This window comes from Roseivivax sp. CAU 1761 (assembly GCF_054482755.1).
Window position 1 is genome coordinate 113,315 of sequence record NZ_JBTLRM010000004.1, and the last position, 19,930, is coordinate 133,244.

The following is a 19,930-nucleotide window of genomic DNA, read 5'->3' on the forward strand; positions in this document are numbered from 1 at the left end:
GCGGCGTGACCACGGCCGAACCTTCACGGGCCACAGGGCGGGCCGCGCGCCACCGGCCCCGGGCGGCGCCCTGCGGCCTTGAACGCGGCGAGGCTTTCGGCTCAGTCTCGGCCCTGCGGCCCGTCCCGGTCGCAGCCCCGACAGGAGACGCCCATGACCCGTCCGTGCCGCCCCGCCGCCCTCGCCGCGCTGCTGGCCGCCCTCGCCGTTCCGGCCGCGGCCCAGCAGACCGACCTGACGCTCGCCATCCAGCTCGAGCCGCCGCATCTCGACCCGACCTCGGCGGCCGCCGGCGCCATCGATTCGGTGCTCTATTCCAACGTCTTCGAGGGCCTGACCCGGTTCACCGCCGATGGCAGCGTGGAGCCGGCCCTGGCGGAAAGCTGGGAGATCTCCGAGGACGGCCTGCGCTACACCTTCCGGCTGCGCGAGGGCGTGACCTTCCATGACGGCACCGCTTTCGACGCCGAGGACGTGGTCTTCACCCTCGACCGGGCGCGCGGGCACGACAGCGTGAACGCCCAGAAGGCGCTGTTTGAGGGCATCGCCTCGGTCGAGGCGGTGGACGCCAAGACGGTCGCGGTCACGCTCACCGAACCCGATGGCGGCTTTCTCGCCAATCTGGCCTGGGGCGACGCGGTGATCGTGGCGCCCGAGAGCGTCGAGCAGATCAAGACCGCGCCGGTCGGCACCGGGCCCTTCGCCTTTGCCGAATGGCGCCAGGGCGACCGCATCGATCTCACCCGCTACGCCGAGTACTGGGGCGAGGCGCCGGCGCTCGAGCGCGCCAGCTTCCGCTTCATCTCCGACCCGACGGCGGCCTTCGCGGCGATGATGGCGCAGGACATCGACGCCTTCGCGGGTTTCCCGGCGCCGGAGAACCTGCCGCAATTCGAGGCCGATCCGCGCTTCCAGGTGATCGTCGGCTCGACCGAGGGCGAGACCATCCTGGCGATGAACAACGGCGTGGAGCCGTTCTCCAACCCGATGGTGCGGCGCGCCGTGGCGCATGCCATCGACCGCGGCGCCATCATCGAGGGCGCGATGTTCGGCCAGGGCACGCCGATCGGGTCGCATTTCGCGCCGCATCACCCCGATTACGTCGATCTCACCGACCTGTCCCCGCACGACCCCGAGAAGGCCCGCCAGCTGCTCACCGAGGCGGGGTTCGAAGAGGGCTTCACCGCCACGCTGAAGCTGCCGCCCCCCTCCTATGCCCGACGCGGCGGCGAGATCGTTGCGGCACAGCTCCGCGAGGTCGGCATCGAGACCGAGATCCTCAACCTCGAATGGGCGCAATGGCTGGAGGAGGTGTTCCGCGGCAAGGATTTCGACCTGACCATCGTCAGCCATACCGAGCCCATGGACATCAACATCTATGCCCGGCCCGACTATTACTTCCAGTATGACGATGCCGGCTTCCGCAAGCTGATGGAGGATCTGCGCGCCACCGCCGATCCCGCCGCGCGCTCCGAGATCCTCAAGGCGGCGCAGCGCCACATCGCCGAGGACCACGTCAACGGCTTCCTGTTCGAGCTGGCCTTCCCGACCGTCGCGGATGCCAAGCTCGACGGGCTCTGGGCCAACCAGCCGACCCAGGCCAACCCCTTGGCCCAGGTGCGCTGGCGCGACTAGGCGGCGGGCCTCCCGGCGGCGCGATCCCGGTCTCGCGCCCCCGGGGCCTGCAAAGATCTTGCCCGGATACCCGTTCCGCGCGAGCCTGCGCCCCGAGGCGGCCCGCCAAGAGGCCGCCGCAACGGGAGAGTGACATGCGCAAGCCCCTGGCCCTTTTGGCCATCCTGATGACGAGCGCCGCGGCCGGCGCGGCCGCCCAGCAAAGCGACGGCGGCGCGGATTGCGCCGCGCTGACCGGCACGGTGATCGACGCCGCCCGGGTCAACACCGCCCGCGAAGTGCCGGCCGAGGGCGATCTGCCGGCCTATTGCGAGATCCGCGCCACCGCCCTGCCGGCGATCAACATCGAGGTGCGGCTGCCGCTCGCGGGCTGGAACGGCAAGTATTACCAGGCCGGCTGCGGCGGCTTCTGCGGCATTCTCGGCCGCGCCGACGCCTCGCCCGGCTGGGTCAACGCCATGCGCCCGGGGCTGGCGCGCGGCTATGCCACCGCGACCTCGGACAGCGGCCACCACGCGCTGTCGGTGGTCGATGCCGGCTGGGCCGACCATGCCCCCCATGCCGAGCGCGACTGGGGCTGGCGCTCCATCGGGGAGACCCACCGCGTGGCGCAGGCGCTGATCGCGGCGTTCTACGAGGACGAGTCGGAGCAGGCGATCTTCCAGGGCTGCTCGACCGGCGGGCGCATGGCCCATATGGCGGCCCTGCGCTACCCGGAGATGTTCCAGGGCATCATCTCGGGCGCCCCGGCGATGAACTACACCGACCTCGTCGGCACCAAGATGTCCTACCTGATGCAGGCCAATACCGATGCCGACGGCGCGCAGATCCTGACCCCCGACAAGGTGCCGCTGCTGGCCGAGGCGGTGCTGGCGCAATGCGACGGCACCGACGGCGCCGAGGACGGTGTGATCGCCGATCCGCGGGCCTGCGAGATCGACCTTTCCGGGCTGGCCTGCGGCGACGGCGCGGCGGGCGCGGCAGAGGGCGGCGCCTGTCTGGATGCGGCCGAGATCGAGGTGGTCGGCAAGTGGCGCCAGGGCGCGGTCAACGCCGCCGGCGCGCAGCTCTATCCCGGCGGCGTGCCCGAGGGGTCGGAGCCGTTCTGGCCGCTCTGGCTGACCGGCATGGAGGGCGGCGGCGGCAAGCTGGTCAACGCCTTCGCCACCGGCTTCGGGCAATACATGGCCTTCCCGGACGATCCCGGCGCCACCTGGACGCCGCTCGACTTCGACGTCGAGGCCGATCCGGCGCGCATGGCGCCGCAGGCCGCGCTCTACAACGCCGACGATCCCGACATCTCGGCCTTCCGCGAAGCCGGCGGCAAGATGATCGTCTGGCACGGCTGGGCCGACGCCATCGTGACGCCCTACAAGACCCTCGACTGGTTCGAGAAGGCCGCAGCAGTGGCGGGCGGCGAAGAGGCGCTGCGCGAGAACGTGGCGCTCTTCATGGTGCCGGGGCTCGACCATTGCGGCATCCAGCCGGGCCCGGACGGGATCACCGCCGAGGCGCTCGACCCGATGACGCCGCTGGAGACCTGGCTGGCGGAGGGCACGCCGCCGCAGAGCATCATGGCGGCGGACAGCGCCCCGGAATGAGGAAAGAGCGATCCCGGCCGCCGGGAGCCGGCCGGGATCGCGCCGCGAAGCGAGGTGGCTAGAGGGCGCTGGATGCGGTGCCCGGCTGGCTCACTCCGCGGCAACCCGGTGTTCGGGGGCGACGACCATGTCGCGGTAGCTGTCGATGATCGCCATGAACTCGTCATGCTCGCGCTCGGGCACGCCGACGTAATGCAGCGTCGCCGAGATCTCGAGCCGCACGATGTCGAAGTCGCGCTCGGTCACGTTCAGATGGGCGTGGCTCTCGCGCATGTCGCGCCCGGGATAGCATCTCGGCCCGCCGGTCGCCTCCACCGACCAGGCGGTGACCAGGAACTTGAACCCGGCATGGCCGCCCTGCCTGTGGAACTCGTCCACCGCCCTGTTGAGATTGGCCGAGGCGTTGTCGTAGAGGCGATCCACCAGGATCTCCACCGCGCCGGCGATGCGGTAGACGCCGCCCAGCCGCTCGAACAGCGTGGGGGTCGTCGACTCCTGGGCCATCGGTCTCTCCTCCTGAACCGGGCTTGCTGGGCCGCCGCCGGGCCTCCCCTCCCGGCGGCGCCGGGGCGCGCCTATTCGGCGGCCGCGGACCCGCCGCCCTCCATCCGGGCGGCGAGCGATCTCAGTTCGGCGCGCAGCAGCGCCAGCGCCGCCGGGTCGAGCCCGGTCTCGCATTCGACCTGCATCTGCGCCCGCGACGCCTCCGCCTCGAGCGCGGCGCCGGCGGGTGTGAGGGCGATCTCCACGGCGCGGCGGTCGCCCGCCACCGCGCGGCGCGCCACCCAGCCCGCCGCCTCGAGCCGGTCCACCAGCGGCGTGATGGCGTTCGCGGGAAGCGCCAGGCGGGCGCCGATCTCGCGCATCCGACGCGGCCCGTCCTGCCACAGGACCAGCATCACCAGGTATTGCGGATAGGTCAGGCCGAGCGCCTCGAGCCGCGGCCGGTAGGCCCGGGTCACCGCGTTGGTGGCGGCGTAGAGGGCAAAGCAGAGCTGGTCGTCCAGCCGCAGCCGCCGTGGCTCCATCCCGCGCGCCTCCCGTGATTCGCAGTCTCTTCATCCATGATTAGATCATGCATGCACTATTTCACCTAGCGGCATTTCCGGTCGCCGCCGCGGCGCCCCCGGCATCGCGCGGCTCGGGCCGACGCGGCGCAGCCGCGGGCGGCGCAAAGGCATCTGGACCCGGCCCCGGCGCGCCCCTACCGTGGCGCCATGCTGGCCTATGCCCTCCGCCGCTCCCTGTCGCTGCTGCTGAGCCTCCTGGTGGCCTCGGCGGTGATCTTCATGGTGGTGGAGGTCGCGCCGGGCGATCCGGCCCGCTACATGCTGGGCATCAATGCGCGGCCCGACACGGTGGCGGCCCTGCGCACCGAGCTCGGGCTCGACCAGCCGCGGCTGGAGCGCTACCTCGGCTGGGTCGCGGGCATGGCGCGGGGCGATTTCGGCATCTCCTACACCTACCGCACCGCGGTCTCCGGCATGGTCGCCGACCGGCTCGCCGTGTCGCTGCCGCTGGCGCTCTACGCGCTGGCCCTGTCGACCGCGCTGGCGCTGCCCGCGGGGCTCTACGCCGCCGCGCGGCGCGGCCGGACCGGCGATCTGACGGTGATGGGGATCAGCCAGATCGGCGTCGCGGTGCCGAATTTCTGGTTCGCCATGCTGCTGGTGCTGGTCTTCGCGCTCAAGCTCGGCTGGGTCGGCGCCGGCGGCTTCCCGGGCTGGTCCGACCCGGGCGCGGCGCTGGCGGCGCTGACCCTGCCGGCGATCGCCCTCGCCCTGCCGCAGGCGGCGATCCTCGCCCGGGTGCTGCGCTCGGCGCTGATCGACGTGCTGGGCGAGGACTTCATCCGCACCGCCCGCGCCAAGGGCCTGAGCCGCGGCCAGACGCTGCGCCGTCACGCCCTGCGCAACGCGCTGATCCCGGTCCTGACCATCCTCGGGCTGCAATTCTCCTTCCTGCTGGCCGGCGCCATCATCATCGAGCAGGTCTTCTACCTGCCCGGGCTCGGGCGGCTGATCTTCCAGGCGATCTCGCAGCGCGACCTGATCGTAGTGGAATCGGTGGTCATGCTGCTGGTCTTCGCAGTGATCCTGGTGACCTTCCTGACCGACCTCGCCTATGCCTGGGTCGATCCGCGGCTGAGGCGGCCGGCATGAGCCTGCGCCTGGTGCTCGGCGCCCTCCTAGCGGCGCTCTTCGCCGGCGCGGCGCTGCTGTCGCTGGTCTGGACGCCCGGCGACGTCACCGCGGTGGAGATCGCCGCCCGGCTGCGCCCGCCCTCGGCGGCGCACCTCTTGGGCACCGACCAGTTCGGCCGCGACATCCTCGCCATGCTGATGGTGGGGGCGCGGACCTCGCTGGCGGTGGCGCTGATCGCGGTCGGCATCGGGCTCGCCGCCGGGGTGCCGCTGGGCCTCGCCGCGGCGGCCCGCAGCGGCGGCTGGCTCGACGAGCTCATCATGCGCGGCAACGACCTGGTCTTCGCCTTCCCGAGCCTCGTCATCGCCATCCTGATCACCGCGGTGGCCGGACCCGGCGCGGTCAACGCCATCCTCGCCATCGGCATCTTCAACATCCCGGTCTTCGCCCGGCTGACCCGCGGCGGCGCGCTGGCGCTCTGGCAGCGCGACTTCGTCGCCGCCGCGCGCCTCGCCGGCAAGGGCCGGGTCCGGATCAGCGCCGAGCACATCCTGCCCAACCTCGCCAACCTGCTGATCGTGCAGGCGACGATCCAGTTCTCGCTCGGCATCCTCGCCGAGGCCGGGCTCAGCTATGTCGGGCTCGGCGCGCAGCCGCCGGTGCCGTCCTGGGGCCGGATGCTGGCCGAGGCGCAGACCCTGGTGGCGCTGGCGCCGCACGTGGCGCTGATGCCCGGCCTCGCCATCGTCGCCGCGGTGCTCGGGCTGAACCTTCTCGGCGACGGGCTGCGCGACGCGCTCGACCCGCGGCTGCGGGCGGTGCGGCTGTGAGCCTGCTGGCGATCCGCGATCTCGACGTGTCGATCGGCGGGCTGCCGGTGCTCGAACGCGTGGCGCTCGAGGTCGCGCCGGGCGAGATCGTGGCGCTGACCGGCGAAAGCGGGTCGGGCAAGTCGATGACCGCGCTGGCGGTGATGGGCCTGCTGCCGCAGGGCGCCCGCGCGGCGGGCAGCGTGGCGCTCGACGGGACCGACCTGCTGGCGCTCTCGGAGCGCGATCTCTGCACCTTCCGGGGCGAGGCCATGGGCATGGTCTTCCAGGAGCCGATGACCGCGCTGAACCCGTTGATGCGGATCGGCGACCAGGTGGCCGAGACCATCCGCCTGCACCGCCGCCTGCCGCGCCGCGCCGCCGCCGAGCTGGCGCACGAGACCCTGGCCCGGGTCGGGCTCGACCCCGACGTGGTGCCGCCGGGGCGCTACCCGCACGAATTGTCCGGCGGCCAGCGCCAGCGCGTGGTGATCGCCATGGCGGTGGCGCTGCGGCCGCGCCTGCTGATCGCCGACGAGCCGACCACCGCGCTCGACGTCACCACGCAGGCGCAGATCCTCGCCTTGCTGCGCGACCTGGTGCGGCAGGACGGCATGGGGCTCCTGCTGATCACCCACGACCTGGCCGTGGTGCACGACCTGGCCGACCGGCTGGCGGTGATGGAGGCCGGCCGGGTGGTCGAGGCCGGGCCCGCATCCAGCATCTTCGCGGCGCCGCGCCACCCCTATACCCGGGCCCTGCTCGCCGCCTCGGCGCACCGCCCGGCGCTCGCCCCGCCGGCCACCTACGGGCCGCTGATGGAATGCCGCGGGCTGGAGCGGCGCCACGCCCTGCCGCGGCCGCATCCCTTCGCCAAGCGCCAGGAGGTCACCGTGCTGCCCGGCGTCACGCTGACCCTGCGGCGCGGCGAACGGGTCGGGCTGGTGGGCGAATCGGGCTCCGGCAAGTCGACGCTGGCGCGCCTGCTGCTGGGGCTCGACCGGCCGACCGGCGGGCAGGTCGTGCTCGACGGCGTGCCGCTCGGGGCCGAGGGCCGGATGCCCGCCGATCTGCGCCGCCGGGTGCAGGCGGTGTTCCAGGACCCCTATGGCAGCTTCAACCCGCGCCACCGCGTCGGCCGGCTGGTGGCCGAGCCGCTGCACCTCCTGGACGCGCCGCCCGAGGGCGCCGAGCGGCAGGCCCGGGTCGACCGCGCGCTGGCCGATGTCGGCCTGCCGGCCGGCGCGGCGCGCCGCTTCATCCACGAGTTCTCCGGCGGCCAGCGCCAGCGCATCGCGCTGGCCCGGGCGCTGATCACCGATCCCGACCTGGTGATCCTCGACGAGGCGGTCTCGGCCCTCGACGTGCGGGTGCGCGCCCGCATCCTCGACCTGATCGCGCGGCTCTCGGCCGAGCGCGACCTGGGCTACCTGTTCATCAGCCACGACCTCGACGTGGTGCGCGGCGTGGTCGACCGGGTGCTGGTGATGCAGGCCGGCGAGATCGTCGAGGACGCCCCGACCGAACGGCTCTTCGCCGCCCCCGACCATCCCTATACGCGGGCCCTGCTGGCGGCGGCGCCGCGGCTGCCCGAGACCCTTGCGACCGTCCCGGAGGAGGAGACTGCATGAGACTAGACGGCAAACGCGCCCTGGTGACCGGGGGCGCCTCGGGCTTCGGCGCCGGCATCGCGCGGCGCTTCGCCGCCGAGGGCGCCGCGGTGATCGTCGCCGACATCGCCGAGGACGGGGCCCGCGCCCTGGCCGCGGAGATCGGCGCCACCGCGCTGCGCGTCGACGTGGCCGACGGCGACAGCGTGGCGGCGATGGCCGAGGCCGCGGGCGAGATCGACATCCTCGTCAACAATGCCGGCATCACCCACCTGCCGACGCCGATGGAGGAGGTCGCCGAGGACGAGTTCGACCGCGTCTTCGCGGTGAACTGCAAGTCGGTCTACCTGACCGCGCGGGCCTTCCTGCCGGGGATGAAGGCGCGCGGCAGCGCGGCGATCCTCAACATCGCCTCCACCGCGGGCCTGTCGCCGCGGCCGCGGCTCAACTGGTACAACGCCTCCAAGGGCTGGATGGTGACCGCGACCAAGGCGATGGCGGTGGAACTGGCCCCCGCCGGAATCCGCGTCAACGCGCTGGCCCCGGTGGCCGGGGAGACCCCGCTTTTGGCGAGTTTCCTGGGCGAGGACACGCCCGAGCGCCGCGCCGCGTTCCTCGCCACCATCCCGATCGGCCGCTTCTCGACGCCGGAGGACCTGGCCAACGCGGCGCTCTATCTCTGCTCCGACGAGGCCTCGATGGTCACCGGCGCGGTGCTCGAGGTGGATGGCGGGCGATGCATCTGAGCCCCGCCGCGCCATGAGACCCGGGCCGCGCAACCTGATCACCGACGTCGCCGGGCTGCGGGTCGGCAACGCCGCCGAGGCGGGGCTGAAATCCGGCGTCACCGTGCTCACCGCGGAGGCGCCCTTCACCGCCGCGGTCTCGGTGATGGGCGGCGCGCCCGGCACCCGCGAGACCGATCTGCTGGCCCCCGACAAGACCGCGCCGGGGGTCGATGCGCTCGTGCTCTCGGGCGGCAGCGCCTTCGGGCTCGCCGCGGCGCAGGGGGTGATGGACGCGCTGGCCGAGGCCGGGCGCGGCTTTCCGGTCCTCTCGGCCCGGGTGCCGCTGGTGCCGGCGGCGATTCTCTTCGACCTGCTGAACGGCGGCGCCAAGGACTGGCCGGCCAATCCCTACCCGGCGCTCGGCCGGGCGGCGCTGGCGGCGGCGGACGCGGACTTCGCCCTCGGCAGCCACGGCGCCGGCACCGGGGCGCAGACCGCGCGGGTCAAGGGCGGGCTCGGCTCGGCCTCGCTGGTGCTGGAGAGCGGCGCGGCGGTGGGCGCGCTGGTGGCGGTCAACCCGATGGGCTGCGCGGTGACGCCCTCGGGGCGGCACCTCTGGGCCGCACCCTTCGAGATCGGCGACGAGGCCGGCGGGCTCGGCCCCGACCCGGCCCGCGGCCTGCAGGCCCTGCCGGAGAGCGCCAAGGCGGCGGCGATGGCGGCGCAGGGCAACACCACGATCGGCATCGTCGCCACCGACGCTGCGCTCGACAAGGCGCAGGCCCACCGGCTGGCGGTGGCGGCGCAGGACGGCATCGGCCGCGCCATCGTGCCGGCGCATTCGCCCTTCGACGGCGACCTGCTTTTCGCCGCCGCCACCGGGGCGCGCCGGCTGGCCGATCCGCCGGCCGAGCTGGCGGCGCTCGGCCATGCCGCGGCGATCTGCACCGCCCGCGCCATCGCCCGCGCGGTCTGGCTGGCCGAGCCGGCGCCGGGCGACACCCTGCCGACCTTCCGGCAGCGTCTGGGCCGGGCCTGAGGCCCGGGCTACTCGTCCTCGCTGCCCGGCTCGCCCCGCCCGACGCCCTTGAAGAGCGCCTTGAGGGGCAGCGCCCAGAGGATGCCGAGCAGCACGTAGATGCCCAGCTCGACGAGGATCGGCGGCCGCTCGAACAGCGTCACCAGCGACGAGGCCGCGACGATGTAGATCGGCAGGCCGACCACCAGCACCAGCAGGGCCAGCCGGCGGCGGGTCTTGTGCGCCAGCGCCATCAGTCGGCGAACGGGTCGGTGACGAGGATGGTGTCCTCGCGCTCGGGGCTGGTGGAGAGCAGCGCCACCGGGCAGTCGATCAGCTCCTCGACCCGGCGGACATACTTGATCGCCTCGGCCGGCAGCTCGGCCCAGGAGCGCGCGCCCTCGGTCGATTGCGACCAGCCCGGCATCTCCTCGTAGATCGGCGTACAGCGCGCCTGCTGGTCGGCGGCGGTCGGCAGGTGGTCGAGCCGCGCGCCGTCGAGCTCGTAGCCGGTGCAGATCTTCAGCGTCTCGAAGCCGTCGAGCACGTCGAGCTTGGTCAGCGCGATGCCGTTGACCCCCGAGGTGGCGCAGGTCTGGCGCACCAGCGTGGCGTCGAACCAGCCGCAGCGCCGCTTGCGCCCCGTGGTGGTGCCAAACTCGTGGCCGCGCTCGCCCAGACGCTGGCCGTCCTCGTCGTGCAGCTCTGTCGGGAACGGGCCCTCGCCGACGCGGGTGGTGTAGGCCTTGACGATGCCCAGCACGAAATCGATGGCGCCGGGGCCGATGCCGGTGCCGGTTGCGGCCTGCCCGGCGATCACGTTCGACGAGGTGACGAAGGGATAGGTGCCGAAATCGATGTCGAGCAGCGCCCCCTGCGCGCCCTCGAAGAGGATGCGCTCGCCGGCGCGGCGGCGCTCGGTCAGCACCTTCCAGACCGGCGCGGCGTAACGCAGCAGCTCCGGCGCGATCTCCCGGAGCTGGGCGATCAGCGCGTCGCGGTCGACCGGCGGCTCGCCGAGCCCGGCGCGCAGCGCGTTGTGGTGCACCAGCGCGCGGTCGACGCGGATCTCCAGCGTGCGGTCATCGGCGAGGTCGGCGACCCGGATGGCGCGGCGGCCGACCTTGTCCTCGTAGGCCGGGCCGATGCCGCGCCCGGTCGTGCCGATCTTGGCCACCGCGGTCTGCGCCTCGCGGGCGCGGTCGAGCTCGCCGTGGAACGGCAGGATGAGCGGCGTGTTCTCGGCGATCATCAGCGTCTCGGGCGAGATCTCCACGCCCTGGCCGCGCACCGTCTCGATCTCCTTCAGCAGGTGCCAGGGATCGAGCACCACGCCGTTGCCGATGACGCTGAGCTTGCCGCCGCGCACCACGCCCGAGGGCAGCGCGTGCAGCTTGTAGACCTTGCCGTCGATGACCAGCGTGTGGCCGGCATTGTGTCCGCCCTGGAAGCGCGCCACCACATCGGCGCGCTCGCTGAGCCAGTCGACGATCTTGCCCTTGCCTTCGTCGCCCCACTGGGCGCCCACGACGACCACGTTTGCCATCTCCGGCCCTTTCCGTGCTTTTGCGCTGCGGGCTTGCGCCCAAACGCGCCCCTCTTATCGGGGCCGGCCGGGCAGGAAAACCGTTTTCGCGCCCCTCGCCCTGCGGACCGCGTTCCGGCCCGCCCGACCGGGTTCCGCCCGCCCTGCCCGCGCCGGGTTGCGGCGGGACCGCAACTTCCCTAAGTAGCCTCTGTCACGCAAGCCAGGTCCCGCCCCCATGGAAAACGTCATCCTGATCGTTCATCTTCTGCTCGCGCTCGCGCTGATCGGCCTGGTGCTGATGCAGCGTTCCGAAGGCGGCGGGCTCGGCATGGGCGGCGGCGGCGGCGGCGCGATGAGCGCCCGGGCCGCGGGCACCGCCCTGGGGCGCCTGACCTGGATCCTCGCCGCGGCCTTCATCGTGACCTCGCTGGTGCTGACCATCCTGGCCGCCTCCGACAGCGCCTCGAGCTCGATCATGGACCGCCTGTCGCCCTCCGCCGCGTCCGAGGACGGCACGCCGGCCGCCGGGGGCGAGCTCGACATGGACGGACTGCTGCCGCCGCCCTCGGCCGGCGAGGCCGATCCCGGCGATGCGCCTCTGGTGCCGCGGGCGGAGTGATCCGCACCCTGGCAGGAGGCGCGCGACCCGCGCCTCAACTCACCAAAGATTGAGGGCACGCGGGTCCGCCGCAACAGCATCTTGCGGTCCGCTTGCCCCCCGTTTCGATTTCCGCTAAGGCTCCACTCCCGTGATGCTGCGGCGCTCTGCGCCGCGGGAGAGCCGAATCATGTCCGCCGTCCGCGCCCCCCGCGGCGGCGACGATCACGGGAGCGACCGGCCCATGGCACGTTTCATCTTCATCACCGGCGGCGTCGTCTCGAGCCTCGGCAAGGGCCTGGCCTCGGCGGCGCTCGGCGCGCTCCTGCAGGCGCGCGGCTACTCGGTGCGGCTGCGGAAGCTCGACCCCTATCTCAACGTCGACCCCGGCACCATGTCGCCCTTCGAGCATGGCGAGGTCTTCGTCACCGATGACGGCGCCGAGACCGATCTCGACCTCGGCCATTACGAGCGCTTCACCGGGGTGCCGGCGCGCAAGACCGATTCCATCTCCTCGGGCCGCATCTACATGAACGTGCTCGAGAAGGAGCGCCGCGGCGACTACCTCGGCAAGACCATTCAGGTGATTCCGCACGTCACCAACGAGATCAAGGACTTCATCTCGATCGGCGAGGACGAGGTCGATTTCATGCTGTGCGAGATCGGCGGCACGGTGGGCGACATCGAGGGCCTGCCCTTCTTCGAGGCGATCCGCCAGTTCTCCCAAGAAAAGCCGCGCGGCCAGTGCATCTTCATGCATCTGACGCTGCTGCCCTGGATCAAGGCCTCGGGCGAGCTGAAGACCAAGCCGACCCAGCACTCGGTGAAGGAGCTGCGCTCCATCGGCCTCGCCCCCGACATCCTGGTCTGCCGCTCCGAGGGGCCGATCCCGCAGAAGGAGCGCGAGAAGCTGGCGCTGTTCTGCAACGTGCGCCCCGACAGCGTGATCGCCGCGCAGGACCTGAAATCGATCTACGAGGCGCCGATCGCCTATCACCGCGAGGGCCTCGACCAGGCGGTGCTCGACGCCTTCCAGATCCACCCGGCGCCGCGGCCCAACCTGAAGCGCTGGGAGGACGTGGCCGAGCGCATCGCCAACCCCGAGGGCGAGGTCAACGTCGCGATCGTCGGCAAGTACACGCAGCTCGAGGACGCCTACAAATCCATCGCCGAGGCGCTGACCCATGGCGGCATCGCCAACCGGGTGAAGGTCAATGCGCGCTGGCTCGACGCCGAGATCTTCGAGCGCGGCGACCCGGCGGCGCAGCTCGACGGCTACCACGCCATCCTGGTGCCCGGCGGCTTCGGCGAACGCGGCACGGAAGGAAAGATCAAGGCGGCGCAGTTCGCGCGCGAGCACAAGGTGCCCTATCTCGGCATCTGCCTCGGCATGCAGATGGCGGTGATCGAGGCGGCGCGCAACGTCGCCGGCGTGGCCCGCGCGGGCTCCGAGGAATTCGACCACGAGGCCGGCAAGAAGCGCTTCGAGCCGGTGGTCTACCATCTCAAGGAATGGGTCCAGGGCAACGAGAAGGTCAACCGCCGCCCCGAAGACGACAAGGGCGGCACGATGCGGCTCGGCGCCTATGACGCGGTGCTGAGCGAGGGCAGCCGGGTGGCCGACATCTACGGCCGCCGCGAGATCGACGAACGCCACCGCCACCGCTACGAGGTCGACGTGACCTACAAGGACGGGCTGGAAAAGGCCGGGCTGTGCTTCTCGGGCATGTCGCCCGACGGCCGCCTGCCGGAGATCGTCGAATGGTCCGACCATCCGTGGTTCATCGGCGTGCAGTTCCACCCGGAGCTGAAGTCGAAGCCCTTCGAGCCGCACCCGCTCTTCCGCGACTTCGTGCGCGCCGCCAAGGACGTCTCGCGGCTGGTCTGACGGCACTTGCGGCGGGGTCCGGCTTGCCCGCCGCGCCGTGGCGGGCGAGGCTGGCGCCATGACCCGGCTCGCCTCCTACGCGCCGCTCGCGGCGCTGCTGCTCGCCCTGCCCTTCGGGCTGCACGCGGCGGGCTTCGGGCTGCGCGGGCTGGTGGCCGACCTCTCGGGCGAAACCCGGTTCTTCACCACGCCGCTGCCGAACCTGCTGATCTTCGGCCACATGGCCGCCGGGGCGCTGGCGACGCTGCTCGCGCCCCTGCAGCTCGTGGCGCCGCTGCGCCGGCGCTGGCCGGCCCTGCACCGGCGCTGCGGCTACGCGGTGCTGGCCGCGGCGCTCGTCACCGGCGCCGGCGGGCTGGGCTACATCGCGCTGCGCGGCACCATCGGCGGGGCGCCGATGTCGGCGGGCTTCGCGCTCTACGGTGCGCTGCTGATCCTCGCCGCGATCCAGACCGCGCGCCACGCCCGCGCCCGCGACCTGGCGCGCCATCGCGCCTGGGCCCTCAGGCTCACGGTGCTGGCGCTGGGATCGTTCCTCTACCGGCTGCATTACTGGGTCTGGTACGCGGCCACCGGCGGGCATGCCTCGAACGCCGCCTTCACCGGCGCCTTCGATCTGGCGAACCTGGTGGCCTTCTACCTGCCCTACCTGGCGGTGCTGGAGATCGTCCTGCGCCGACGCCGCACAGCCGGCGCCCGGACGCACCGCGGCTGATCTCCACCGACCGGTTCCGCGATTTTCGGGAAGGATGGTGGGCGACCCTGGAATCGAACCAGGCGTGGGTCTCCCCGGCGGAGTTACAGTCCGCTGCCGCACCTTGCAGCTCGTCGCCCCCGTGCGGCACCGGCCCCGGGGGCCCGCCGCAGCGTGTGGGCGTGGATTACTGGTCCGGGAATGCCGGGTCAACCGGAAAAATCCGCCCCCTCTTGCGACACGGCCCGGGCCCTGTCAGAGCAGGCGGGACCGGGGATGCAGCGCGGGAGCGGCGCCATGAAGAAGCCGAAATGGGTGATCGAGAAGGAGCAGGCGCGGCGCGCCGCGGCGGCCGAGACGGTCTGGCTCTTCGGCCTCCACGCGGTGCGCGACGCGCTGATGAACCCCGCCCGCGAGCGTCTGCGCCTGGTCGTCACGCGCAATGCCGAGGCCAAGCTTGCCGAGGCCATCGCCGCTTCCGGCATCGAGCCCGAGATCAGCGATCCCCGCCGCTTCGCGGCGCCGCTCGATCCCGGCTCGGTGCACCAGGGCGCGGCGCTCGAGGTCAAGCCGCTGGACTGGGGGCGGCTCGACGAGCGGGCGCTCGGCGACGGCGCGAACCGGCCCGTCATGGTGCTGCTCGACCGGGTGACCGACCCGCACAATGTCGGCGCCATCCTGCGCTCGGCCGAGGTCTTCGGGGCCCGCGCGGTGGTCGGCACGCGGCACCATTCGGCCCCCGAGACCGGGGCCCTGGCCAAGACCGCCTCGGGCGCGCTGGAGCGCCAGCCCTACCTGCGCGAGAGGAACCTGGCCGAGACCATGCTGGCCTTGCGCGACATGGGCTACGTGCTGCTCGGCCTCGACGGCACGGCGGAGAGCACGCTGGAGGCCGAGATCGCGGCCGCCGGCGACCGCCCGGTGGCGCTGGTGCTGGGCGCCGAGGGGCCGGGCCTGCGGCCGAAGACGCGCGAGACCTGCGACGCGCTGGTGCGGATCGACTTCGCCGGCGCCTTCGGCTCGCTGAACGTCTCCAACGCCGCCGCCGTGGCGCTCTACGCCGCGACCCGCCGCCCGGCCTGACCCGGCGGGGCGGGCGCCCGGCCGGCCCGCGACGCGCGGAGCGACGGCGCGGGCGTCCACCGGGCCTCGGACCCGAACGGCGTCCCTGCGTCGGGACGCCGGGCCCCCTCCCCGGCCCAGTTTCCACTGATCGGTAAGGGATCGGACGGCAGGCCGCCGCGCCGGCCGGACGCGAAAACGGGCGCGCCCGGAAGGCGCGCCCGCATCGTCGGGTCTCCGGCGTCGCGCCTACTGCGCCGTCTCGCCGTCTTCCTCGGTGCCCGGGCTCTCCGGGGTCTCTTCGGTGCCGTCCTGCTCCGGCGCGGCATCACCGTCCTCGGCCTCCGGCGCCTCGGTCTCGGGCATCTCGTCGCCGAGCCCCACGGCCACGAAGCGCGGGTTGCCTTCGCGGCGGATCAGCAGCAGCAGCGACTTGCGCCCGGCCTCGCGGGCCTCGTCGATCTTGGCCTGCAGCTCGGTCACGCTCTGGATCTCGGCCTGCCCGGCCTCGGCGATCACGTCGCCCGGCCGCAAGCCCTTCTCCCAGGCTTCCGAGGTCTCGTCGATGCCGGTCACCACGAGCCCGCGGACGTTCTCGCCGATGCTGAACTGCTGGCGCAGCTCCGAGGTCAGCGGCGACAGGGTCATGCCCAGCACGTCGGCCGAGGACGGCTCCTCCGCCTCCGGCTCCATCTCCGGGAAGGCCGCGGCCTCGGCCTCCTCGCGGCGCCCCAGCGTCACGCGGAAGGTCTCGGTCTTGCCCTCGCGGTTGACCACGACGCGCACCGTCTTGCCGACCTCGGTATTGCCGACCTGGCGCACCAGCGAGCGCGTGTCAATGACCTCGCGGCCGTCGAAATTGACGATCACGTCGCCCGATTCGATCCCCGCCTCGGAGGCCGGCCCGACGGGCACATCGGTGACCAGCGCGCCGCGCGCCTCCTTCAGGCCGAGCGCCTCGGCCATGTCCGGGGTCACGTCCTGGATCGACACGCCGAGCCAGCCGCGGCGGGTCTCGCCGAATTCCTGCAGCTGGTCGATCACCCGGGTCACCACGTTGGCCGACATCGCGAAGCCGATGCCGATGGAGCCGCCGGTGGGTGACAGGATGGCGGTGTTCACGCCGATCACGTCGCCATCCATGTTGAACAGCGGCCCGCCCGAATTGCCGCGGTTGATCGCGGCATCGGTCTGGATGTAGTCGTCGTAGCTTCCCGACAGGGCGCGCCCGCGGGCCGAGACGATGCCGGCGGAGACCGAAAAGCCCTGGCCCAGCGGGTTGCCCATCGCCATCACCCAGTCGCCGACGCGGATCGCGTCGCTGTCGCCGAAGCTGACGAAGGGCAGCGGGCTGTCGGCCTCGACCTTGAGAAGCGCGATGTCGGTCTTCTCGTCGGTTCCCACCACCTCGGCGTCGAGCTCGACGCCGGAGAAGAACTCGATGACGATCTCGTCGGCATTGGCGATGACGTGGTTGTTGGTGACCACATAGCCGTCCTCGGAGATCACGAAGCCCGATCCCAGCGCCGAGGAGCGGCGCATCTGCTCGTCCGGACCGTTGTTGCGGTCGCGGAACTCGCGGAAGAATTCCTCGAAGGGCGAGCCTTCGGGCACGATGCCCTGCGGGCCGGTCTGGCCGGCGACATTGGTCGACGTGGTGATGTTGACCACGGCGGGGCTGATCCGGTCGACCAGCGGCGCGAAGCTCGACGGCGCGTTCTGGGCCCGTACCAGCGCCGCCTGAGCCAGGATCAGGACGGCGACCAGCATGGAGAACCAGACGAGCCGCAGCGGCGTCGTTGCATCACGGGACACGGCGATGGCTTTTGCAGTCAATGCTCACTCCTCGGGATTGTCGGACCGCCGCGCATGGCGGCGGGACCCGGCGCCCAGCCGGGCCTTCAGCATTGCAAGATAGAAGCATCCCGGCAACACGCAAACGGCGATCACCCTGCTCACCGCGCCGTGATGCGGCGGGCCGCCCGCGCCCGGTCCCGGGGCGGCGCTAGAGCGCCGCGTATAGCAGGATCACCCCGGTCACCGCGGTCAGCAGCCCGAGGAGGCGGCGCGCCTCGGGGGGCATCGCCGCCAGCGCGACCAGCAGCCGCTCCACAAGCGAAGGGGCCAGCGCATAGGCCAGCCCCTCCACGATGAATGCGCCGGCAAGCAGCGTCAGCACCAGATCCGGCGTCATCGGCTCAGTTCGAGACCGGCGCGTCCTGCGGGGCCGGGTCGCCGGCCGTGTCCGCGTTCTGGTCGGGCTCCGGCGTCTCCGCCGGCGCGACCTCGAGCTCGACCTCGGGCTGGTCCTCGGCGTTGCCGGGCGCGGCCTCGCCCTGGGTCGCCCGCGGCTGGTTGGCGCGCTCCTCGATTTCGCGCTCGGCCTCCTCGGCGCTGCGCTCGATCTCCTGGCGCGCGCTGTCGGGCAGGTCGGGCGAGATCTCGCTTTCCGGGGCCAGCTCGCGGAGCCGCTGCACGTCGGTGTCGGAGATGTTGACCGCCGACAGGCCCTCGGCGCGGATCGCCTCGAAAAGCGGTCCGACGAATTCGCTGTCGGGCGAGATCACCAGCGTCGAGTTGTCCCGCTGCAGCGACCGCTCAAGTGCCGAGAGCGAGCGGTAGAACGAGAAAAACTCCGGGTTGTCGCCGAAGGCCTCGGCATAGACCCGGTTGCGCTCCGCGTCGGCCTCACCGCGGATGATCTCGGCCTCGCGCTCGGCGTTCGAGGTGGTCTCGACCACGGTCCGGTCGGCGGCCGCGCGCACGCGCTGCGCCGCCTCGTTGCCGCGGGCGATCTCGTCGGCGGCCTCGCGCTCGCGCTCGGCCCGCATCCGGGCAAAGGTCGCCTCGAGGTTCTGCTGCGGCAGATTGGTCTGCTTCAGCCGGACGTCGATGATCTGCAAGCCGAGGCTCTCGGCCGAGCGCCGCGCCTGGTCGCGGATGCGCACCGCGAGGTCGCGCCTTTCGGTCGACAGGATGGTGTCCGAGGTCACCTGGTCGGCGCCCAGCACTTCGCGGATCTGCGCGTTCAGGATCGAGCTCAGCCGGTCCTCGGCGGCGCGGATGCCGCCCACGCCCACCGCCTGGCGGAACTGCACCACGTCGGCGATGCGGTAGCGCGCGAAGGCGTCCACCACCAGCCGGCGGTCGTCCGAGGGCGTGACCTCGATGGTGTCGGTGTCGAGCGACAGGATGCGGTCGTCGTAGCGCACCACCTCCTGGATGAAGGGGATCTTGAGCCCCAGCCCGGGCTCCTCGCGCACCTGCTTGATCTGGCCGAATTGCAGCACCAGCGCCTTCTCACGCTCGTCGACGATGAAGATCGCCGAGAAGCCGAGCACCGCCAGCACCACGACCACCGGCAGAAGGAAGGTCGTCACTCGCATCAGTTCGACCCTCCTTCGGTCGTCTGTCCGCCCTGCTGGGCGCGGCCGCCGCGCAGCTCGTTCAGCGGCAGGTAGGGCAGCACGCCCTGGCCGCCCTGGGCCGCCTCGTCGAGCACGATCTTGTCGATGTCGCCGAGCGTGCGCTCGATGGTCTCGAGATAGAGCCGGCGCTGGGTGACCTCGGGGGCCTCGTTGAATTCCTGCGCCACTGAGATGAAGCGCGACGCCTCACCGATGGCCTCGTTGACCACCCGGGCGCGGTAGGCCTCGGACTGTTCCAGCGTCTGCGCGGCCTCGCCGCGGGCCTCGGCAAGCACCCGGTTGGCATAGGCATCGGCCTGGCGCTGCAGGCGGTCGCGCTCCTGCTCGGCCGCCTGGACCTCGCGGAAGGCGTCGATCACCTCGGAGGGCGGGTCGGCGCGGTCGAGGTTGACCCGGACGACGTTGATGCCGCTGTCGTACTCGTCGAGCGTCGCCTGGATGTTCTGCAGCGCCGTGTCGGCGATGATGCCGCGGTCGCGGTTGAGGATCGGCGCCAGGTTGGAGGCGGCGATGATCTCGCGCATGACGCTTTCCGACACCGCCTGAACGGTGAGCTGCGGATCGCGGATGTTGAACAGCAGCTTGGCCGGGTCCTTGATGTTCCAGACCACCTGGAACTCGATGTCGACGATGTTGGCATCGGTGGTGAGCATCAGCCCCTCGCCGTCGCCGCCGCGCCGCATGCCGATATTCTCGGTGCGCTCCGAGGTCACGTTGACCACGTCGTAGCTGACCAGCGGCCACGGCGCGAAGTTCAGGCCGGGCCCGCCGGTCGAGGAATACTCGCCGAGAAACAGCTCCACCGACTGCTCTTCGGGCCGCACCGTGTAGAAGCTCGAGAAGGCCCAGAGCGCCACCACGGCAAGACCGCCCAGCACCAGCGTGCCGCGCGAGAAGGCGGGCCCGCCGCCTCCGCCGCCGCGGCCCGGGCCGCCGCGGCCGCCCATCAGCACCCGCAGCCGCTCCTGGCCGCGCTTCATCAGTTCATCGATTTCGGGGATCTGCGAATTGTCGTCCGGGCGCCGTCCGCCCCCGCCGCCGCCCTGCGGGCGCTGCGGTCCGCCGCCGCCCTGTCCGCCGCCGCCGCCCCACGGGCCGCCGCTGTTGCCTGCCATATACCCTGTTCCCTTTCGGTCTTCCTGTCCGGTCTAGTTCAAAGCTGGGCAATCCCGTGGGGATTGCAAGCC

General features: G+C 72.2%; 19 protein-coding genes and 1 tRNA gene. 11 read left to right on the forward strand and 9 right to left on the reverse strand.

The window, feature by feature from the left end; genetic code table 11:
- The first annotated feature begins 153 nt into the window (after positions 1-153).
- Both ACXYMW_RS04410 and ACXYMW_RS04415 read left to right on the forward strand, forming a co-directional pair.
- On the forward strand, positions 154-1,635 hold the full coding sequence (locus tag ACXYMW_RS04410) for an ABC transporter substrate-binding protein (protein ID WP_459034082.1): 1,482 nt from the start codon (positions 154-156) through the stop codon (positions 1,633-1,635).
- A 134-nt stretch (positions 1,636-1,769) separates the two neighbouring features.
- Positions 1,770-3,236, forward strand: coding sequence for a tannase/feruloyl esterase family alpha/beta hydrolase (locus ACXYMW_RS04415; protein ID WP_459034083.1), 1,467 nt, complete (start codon positions 1,770-1,772; stop codon positions 3,234-3,236).
- 90 nt (positions 3,237-3,326) lie between these two features.
- On the opposite strand, the gene ACXYMW_RS04420 is transcribed toward ACXYMW_RS04415, so the two are convergent.
- Positions 3,327-3,740, reverse strand: coding sequence for a group I truncated hemoglobin (locus ACXYMW_RS04420; protein ID WP_459034084.1), 414 nt, complete (start codon positions 3,738-3,740; stop codon positions 3,327-3,329).
- Positions 3,741-3,811: 71 nt separating this feature from the next.
- Positions 3,812-4,264: a MarR family winged helix-turn-helix transcriptional regulator gene (locus ACXYMW_RS04425; RefSeq protein ID WP_459034085.1), complete on the reverse strand. Its 453-nt coding sequence runs from the start codon at positions 4,262-4,264 to the stop codon at positions 3,812-3,814.
- A 189-nt stretch (positions 4,265-4,453) separates the two neighbouring features.
- Here ACXYMW_RS04425 and ACXYMW_RS04430 point away from each other — a divergent pair, with 189 nt between their 5' ends.
- Genes ACXYMW_RS04430 through ACXYMW_RS04450 form a run of 5 tightly spaced genes read left to right on the forward strand, consistent with a single transcriptional unit; the run spans position 4,454 to position 9,566 of the window.
- The gene (locus ACXYMW_RS04430) at positions 4,454-5,398 is read left to right on the forward strand and encodes an ABC transporter permease (RefSeq protein WP_459034086.1); all 945 of its coding nucleotides are present in this window, start codon (positions 4,454-4,456) and stop codon (positions 5,396-5,398) included.
- Positions 5,395-6,210: an ABC transporter permease gene (locus ACXYMW_RS04435; protein ID WP_459034087.1), complete on the forward strand. Its 816-nt coding sequence runs from the start codon at positions 5,395-5,397 to the stop codon at positions 6,208-6,210. The genes ACXYMW_RS04430 and ACXYMW_RS04435 overlap by 4 nt, the downstream gene beginning before the upstream one ends.
- A complete protein-coding gene (locus ACXYMW_RS04440; protein ID WP_459034088.1) occupies positions 6,207-7,820 on the forward strand; it encodes a dipeptide ABC transporter ATP-binding protein in 1,614 nt (537 codons plus the stop codon). The genes ACXYMW_RS04435 and ACXYMW_RS04440 overlap by 4 nt, the downstream gene beginning before the upstream one ends.
- Complete coding sequence (locus ACXYMW_RS04445; protein WP_459034089.1) at positions 7,817-8,545, forward strand: glucose 1-dehydrogenase; 729 nt, start codon at positions 7,817-7,819, stop codon at positions 8,543-8,545. Before ACXYMW_RS04440 ends, ACXYMW_RS04445 begins: the two co-directional genes overlap by 4 nt.
- Positions 8,546-8,558: 13 nt before the next feature.
- A complete protein-coding gene (locus ACXYMW_RS04450) occupies positions 8,559-9,566 on the forward strand; it encodes a P1 family peptidase (protein WP_459034090.1) in 1,008 nt (335 codons plus the stop codon).
- Positions 9,567-9,574: 8 nt separating this feature from the next.
- On the opposite strand, the gene ACXYMW_RS04455 is transcribed toward ACXYMW_RS04450, so the two are convergent.
- On the reverse strand, positions 9,575-9,799 hold the full coding sequence (locus ACXYMW_RS04455; protein ID WP_459034091.1) for a DUF2842 domain-containing protein: 225 nt from the start codon (positions 9,797-9,799) through the stop codon (positions 9,575-9,577).
- A complete protein-coding gene (locus ACXYMW_RS04460; protein ID WP_459034092.1) occupies positions 9,799-11,091 on the reverse strand; it encodes an adenylosuccinate synthase in 1,293 nt (430 codons plus the stop codon). Before ACXYMW_RS04460 ends, ACXYMW_RS04455 begins: the two co-directional genes overlap by 1 nt.
- A gap of 217 nt (positions 11,092-11,308) precedes the next feature.
- Between ACXYMW_RS04460 and secG the strand changes: the two genes are divergently transcribed.
- The 3 genes from secG (at position 11,309) to ACXYMW_RS04475 (ending at position 14,274) form a co-directional block, all read left to right on the forward strand.
- Positions 11,309-11,692 (forward strand): preprotein translocase subunit SecG, encoded by a 384-nt coding sequence (secG, locus tag ACXYMW_RS04465; RefSeq protein ID WP_459034093.1) that lies wholly within the window; start codon positions 11,309-11,311, stop codon positions 11,690-11,692.
- 223 nt (positions 11,693-11,915) lie between these two features.
- Positions 11,916-13,559, forward strand: a complete 1,644-nt coding sequence (locus ACXYMW_RS04470) for a CTP synthase (RefSeq protein ID WP_459034094.1) — start codon at positions 11,916-11,918, stop codon at positions 13,557-13,559.
- A 58-nt stretch (positions 13,560-13,617) separates the two neighbouring features.
- Positions 13,618-14,274, forward strand: coding sequence for a DUF2306 domain-containing protein (locus ACXYMW_RS04475; protein WP_459034095.1), 657 nt, complete (start codon positions 13,618-13,620; stop codon positions 14,272-14,274).
- Positions 14,275-14,309: 35 nt separating this feature from the next.
- Here the strand turns inward: ACXYMW_RS04475 and ACXYMW_RS04480 are convergent.
- Positions 14,310-14,393 (reverse strand) — tRNA-Tyr (locus ACXYMW_RS04480).
- Positions 14,394-14,550: 157 nt separating this feature from the next.
- Between ACXYMW_RS04480 and rlmB the strand changes: the two genes are divergently transcribed.
- A complete protein-coding gene (rlmB, locus tag ACXYMW_RS04485) occupies positions 14,551-15,336 on the forward strand; it encodes a 23S rRNA (guanosine(2251)-2'-O)-methyltransferase RlmB (RefSeq protein ID WP_459034096.1) in 786 nt (261 codons plus the stop codon).
- 228 nt (positions 15,337-15,564) lie between these two features.
- On the opposite strand, the gene ACXYMW_RS04490 is transcribed toward rlmB, so the two are convergent.
- The 4 genes from ACXYMW_RS04490 to hflK all read right to left on the reverse strand — a co-directional run bounded on the left by ACXYMW_RS04490 (position 15,565) and on the right by hflK (position 19,858).
- Complete coding sequence (locus ACXYMW_RS04490; RefSeq protein ID WP_459034097.1) at positions 15,565-17,151, reverse strand: DegQ family serine endoprotease; 1,587 nt, start codon at positions 17,149-17,151, stop codon at positions 15,565-15,567.
- A 169-nt stretch (positions 17,152-17,320) separates the two neighbouring features.
- Positions 17,321-17,509: a DUF2065 domain-containing protein gene (locus tag ACXYMW_RS04495; RefSeq protein ID WP_459034098.1), complete on the reverse strand. Its 189-nt coding sequence runs from the start codon at positions 17,507-17,509 to the stop codon at positions 17,321-17,323.
- Positions 17,510-17,513: 4 nt separating this feature from the next.
- A complete protein-coding gene (hflC, locus tag ACXYMW_RS04500) occupies positions 17,514-18,701 on the reverse strand; it encodes a protease modulator HflC (protein WP_459034099.1) in 1,188 nt (395 codons plus the stop codon).
- The gene (gene hflK / locus ACXYMW_RS04505) at positions 18,701-19,858 is read right to left on the reverse strand and encodes an FtsH protease activity modulator HflK (protein WP_459034100.1); all 1,158 of its coding nucleotides are present in this window, start codon (positions 19,856-19,858) and stop codon (positions 18,701-18,703) included. The genes hflC and hflK overlap by 1 nt, the downstream gene beginning before the upstream one ends.
- Positions 19,859-19,930: the final 72 nt, after the last annotated feature.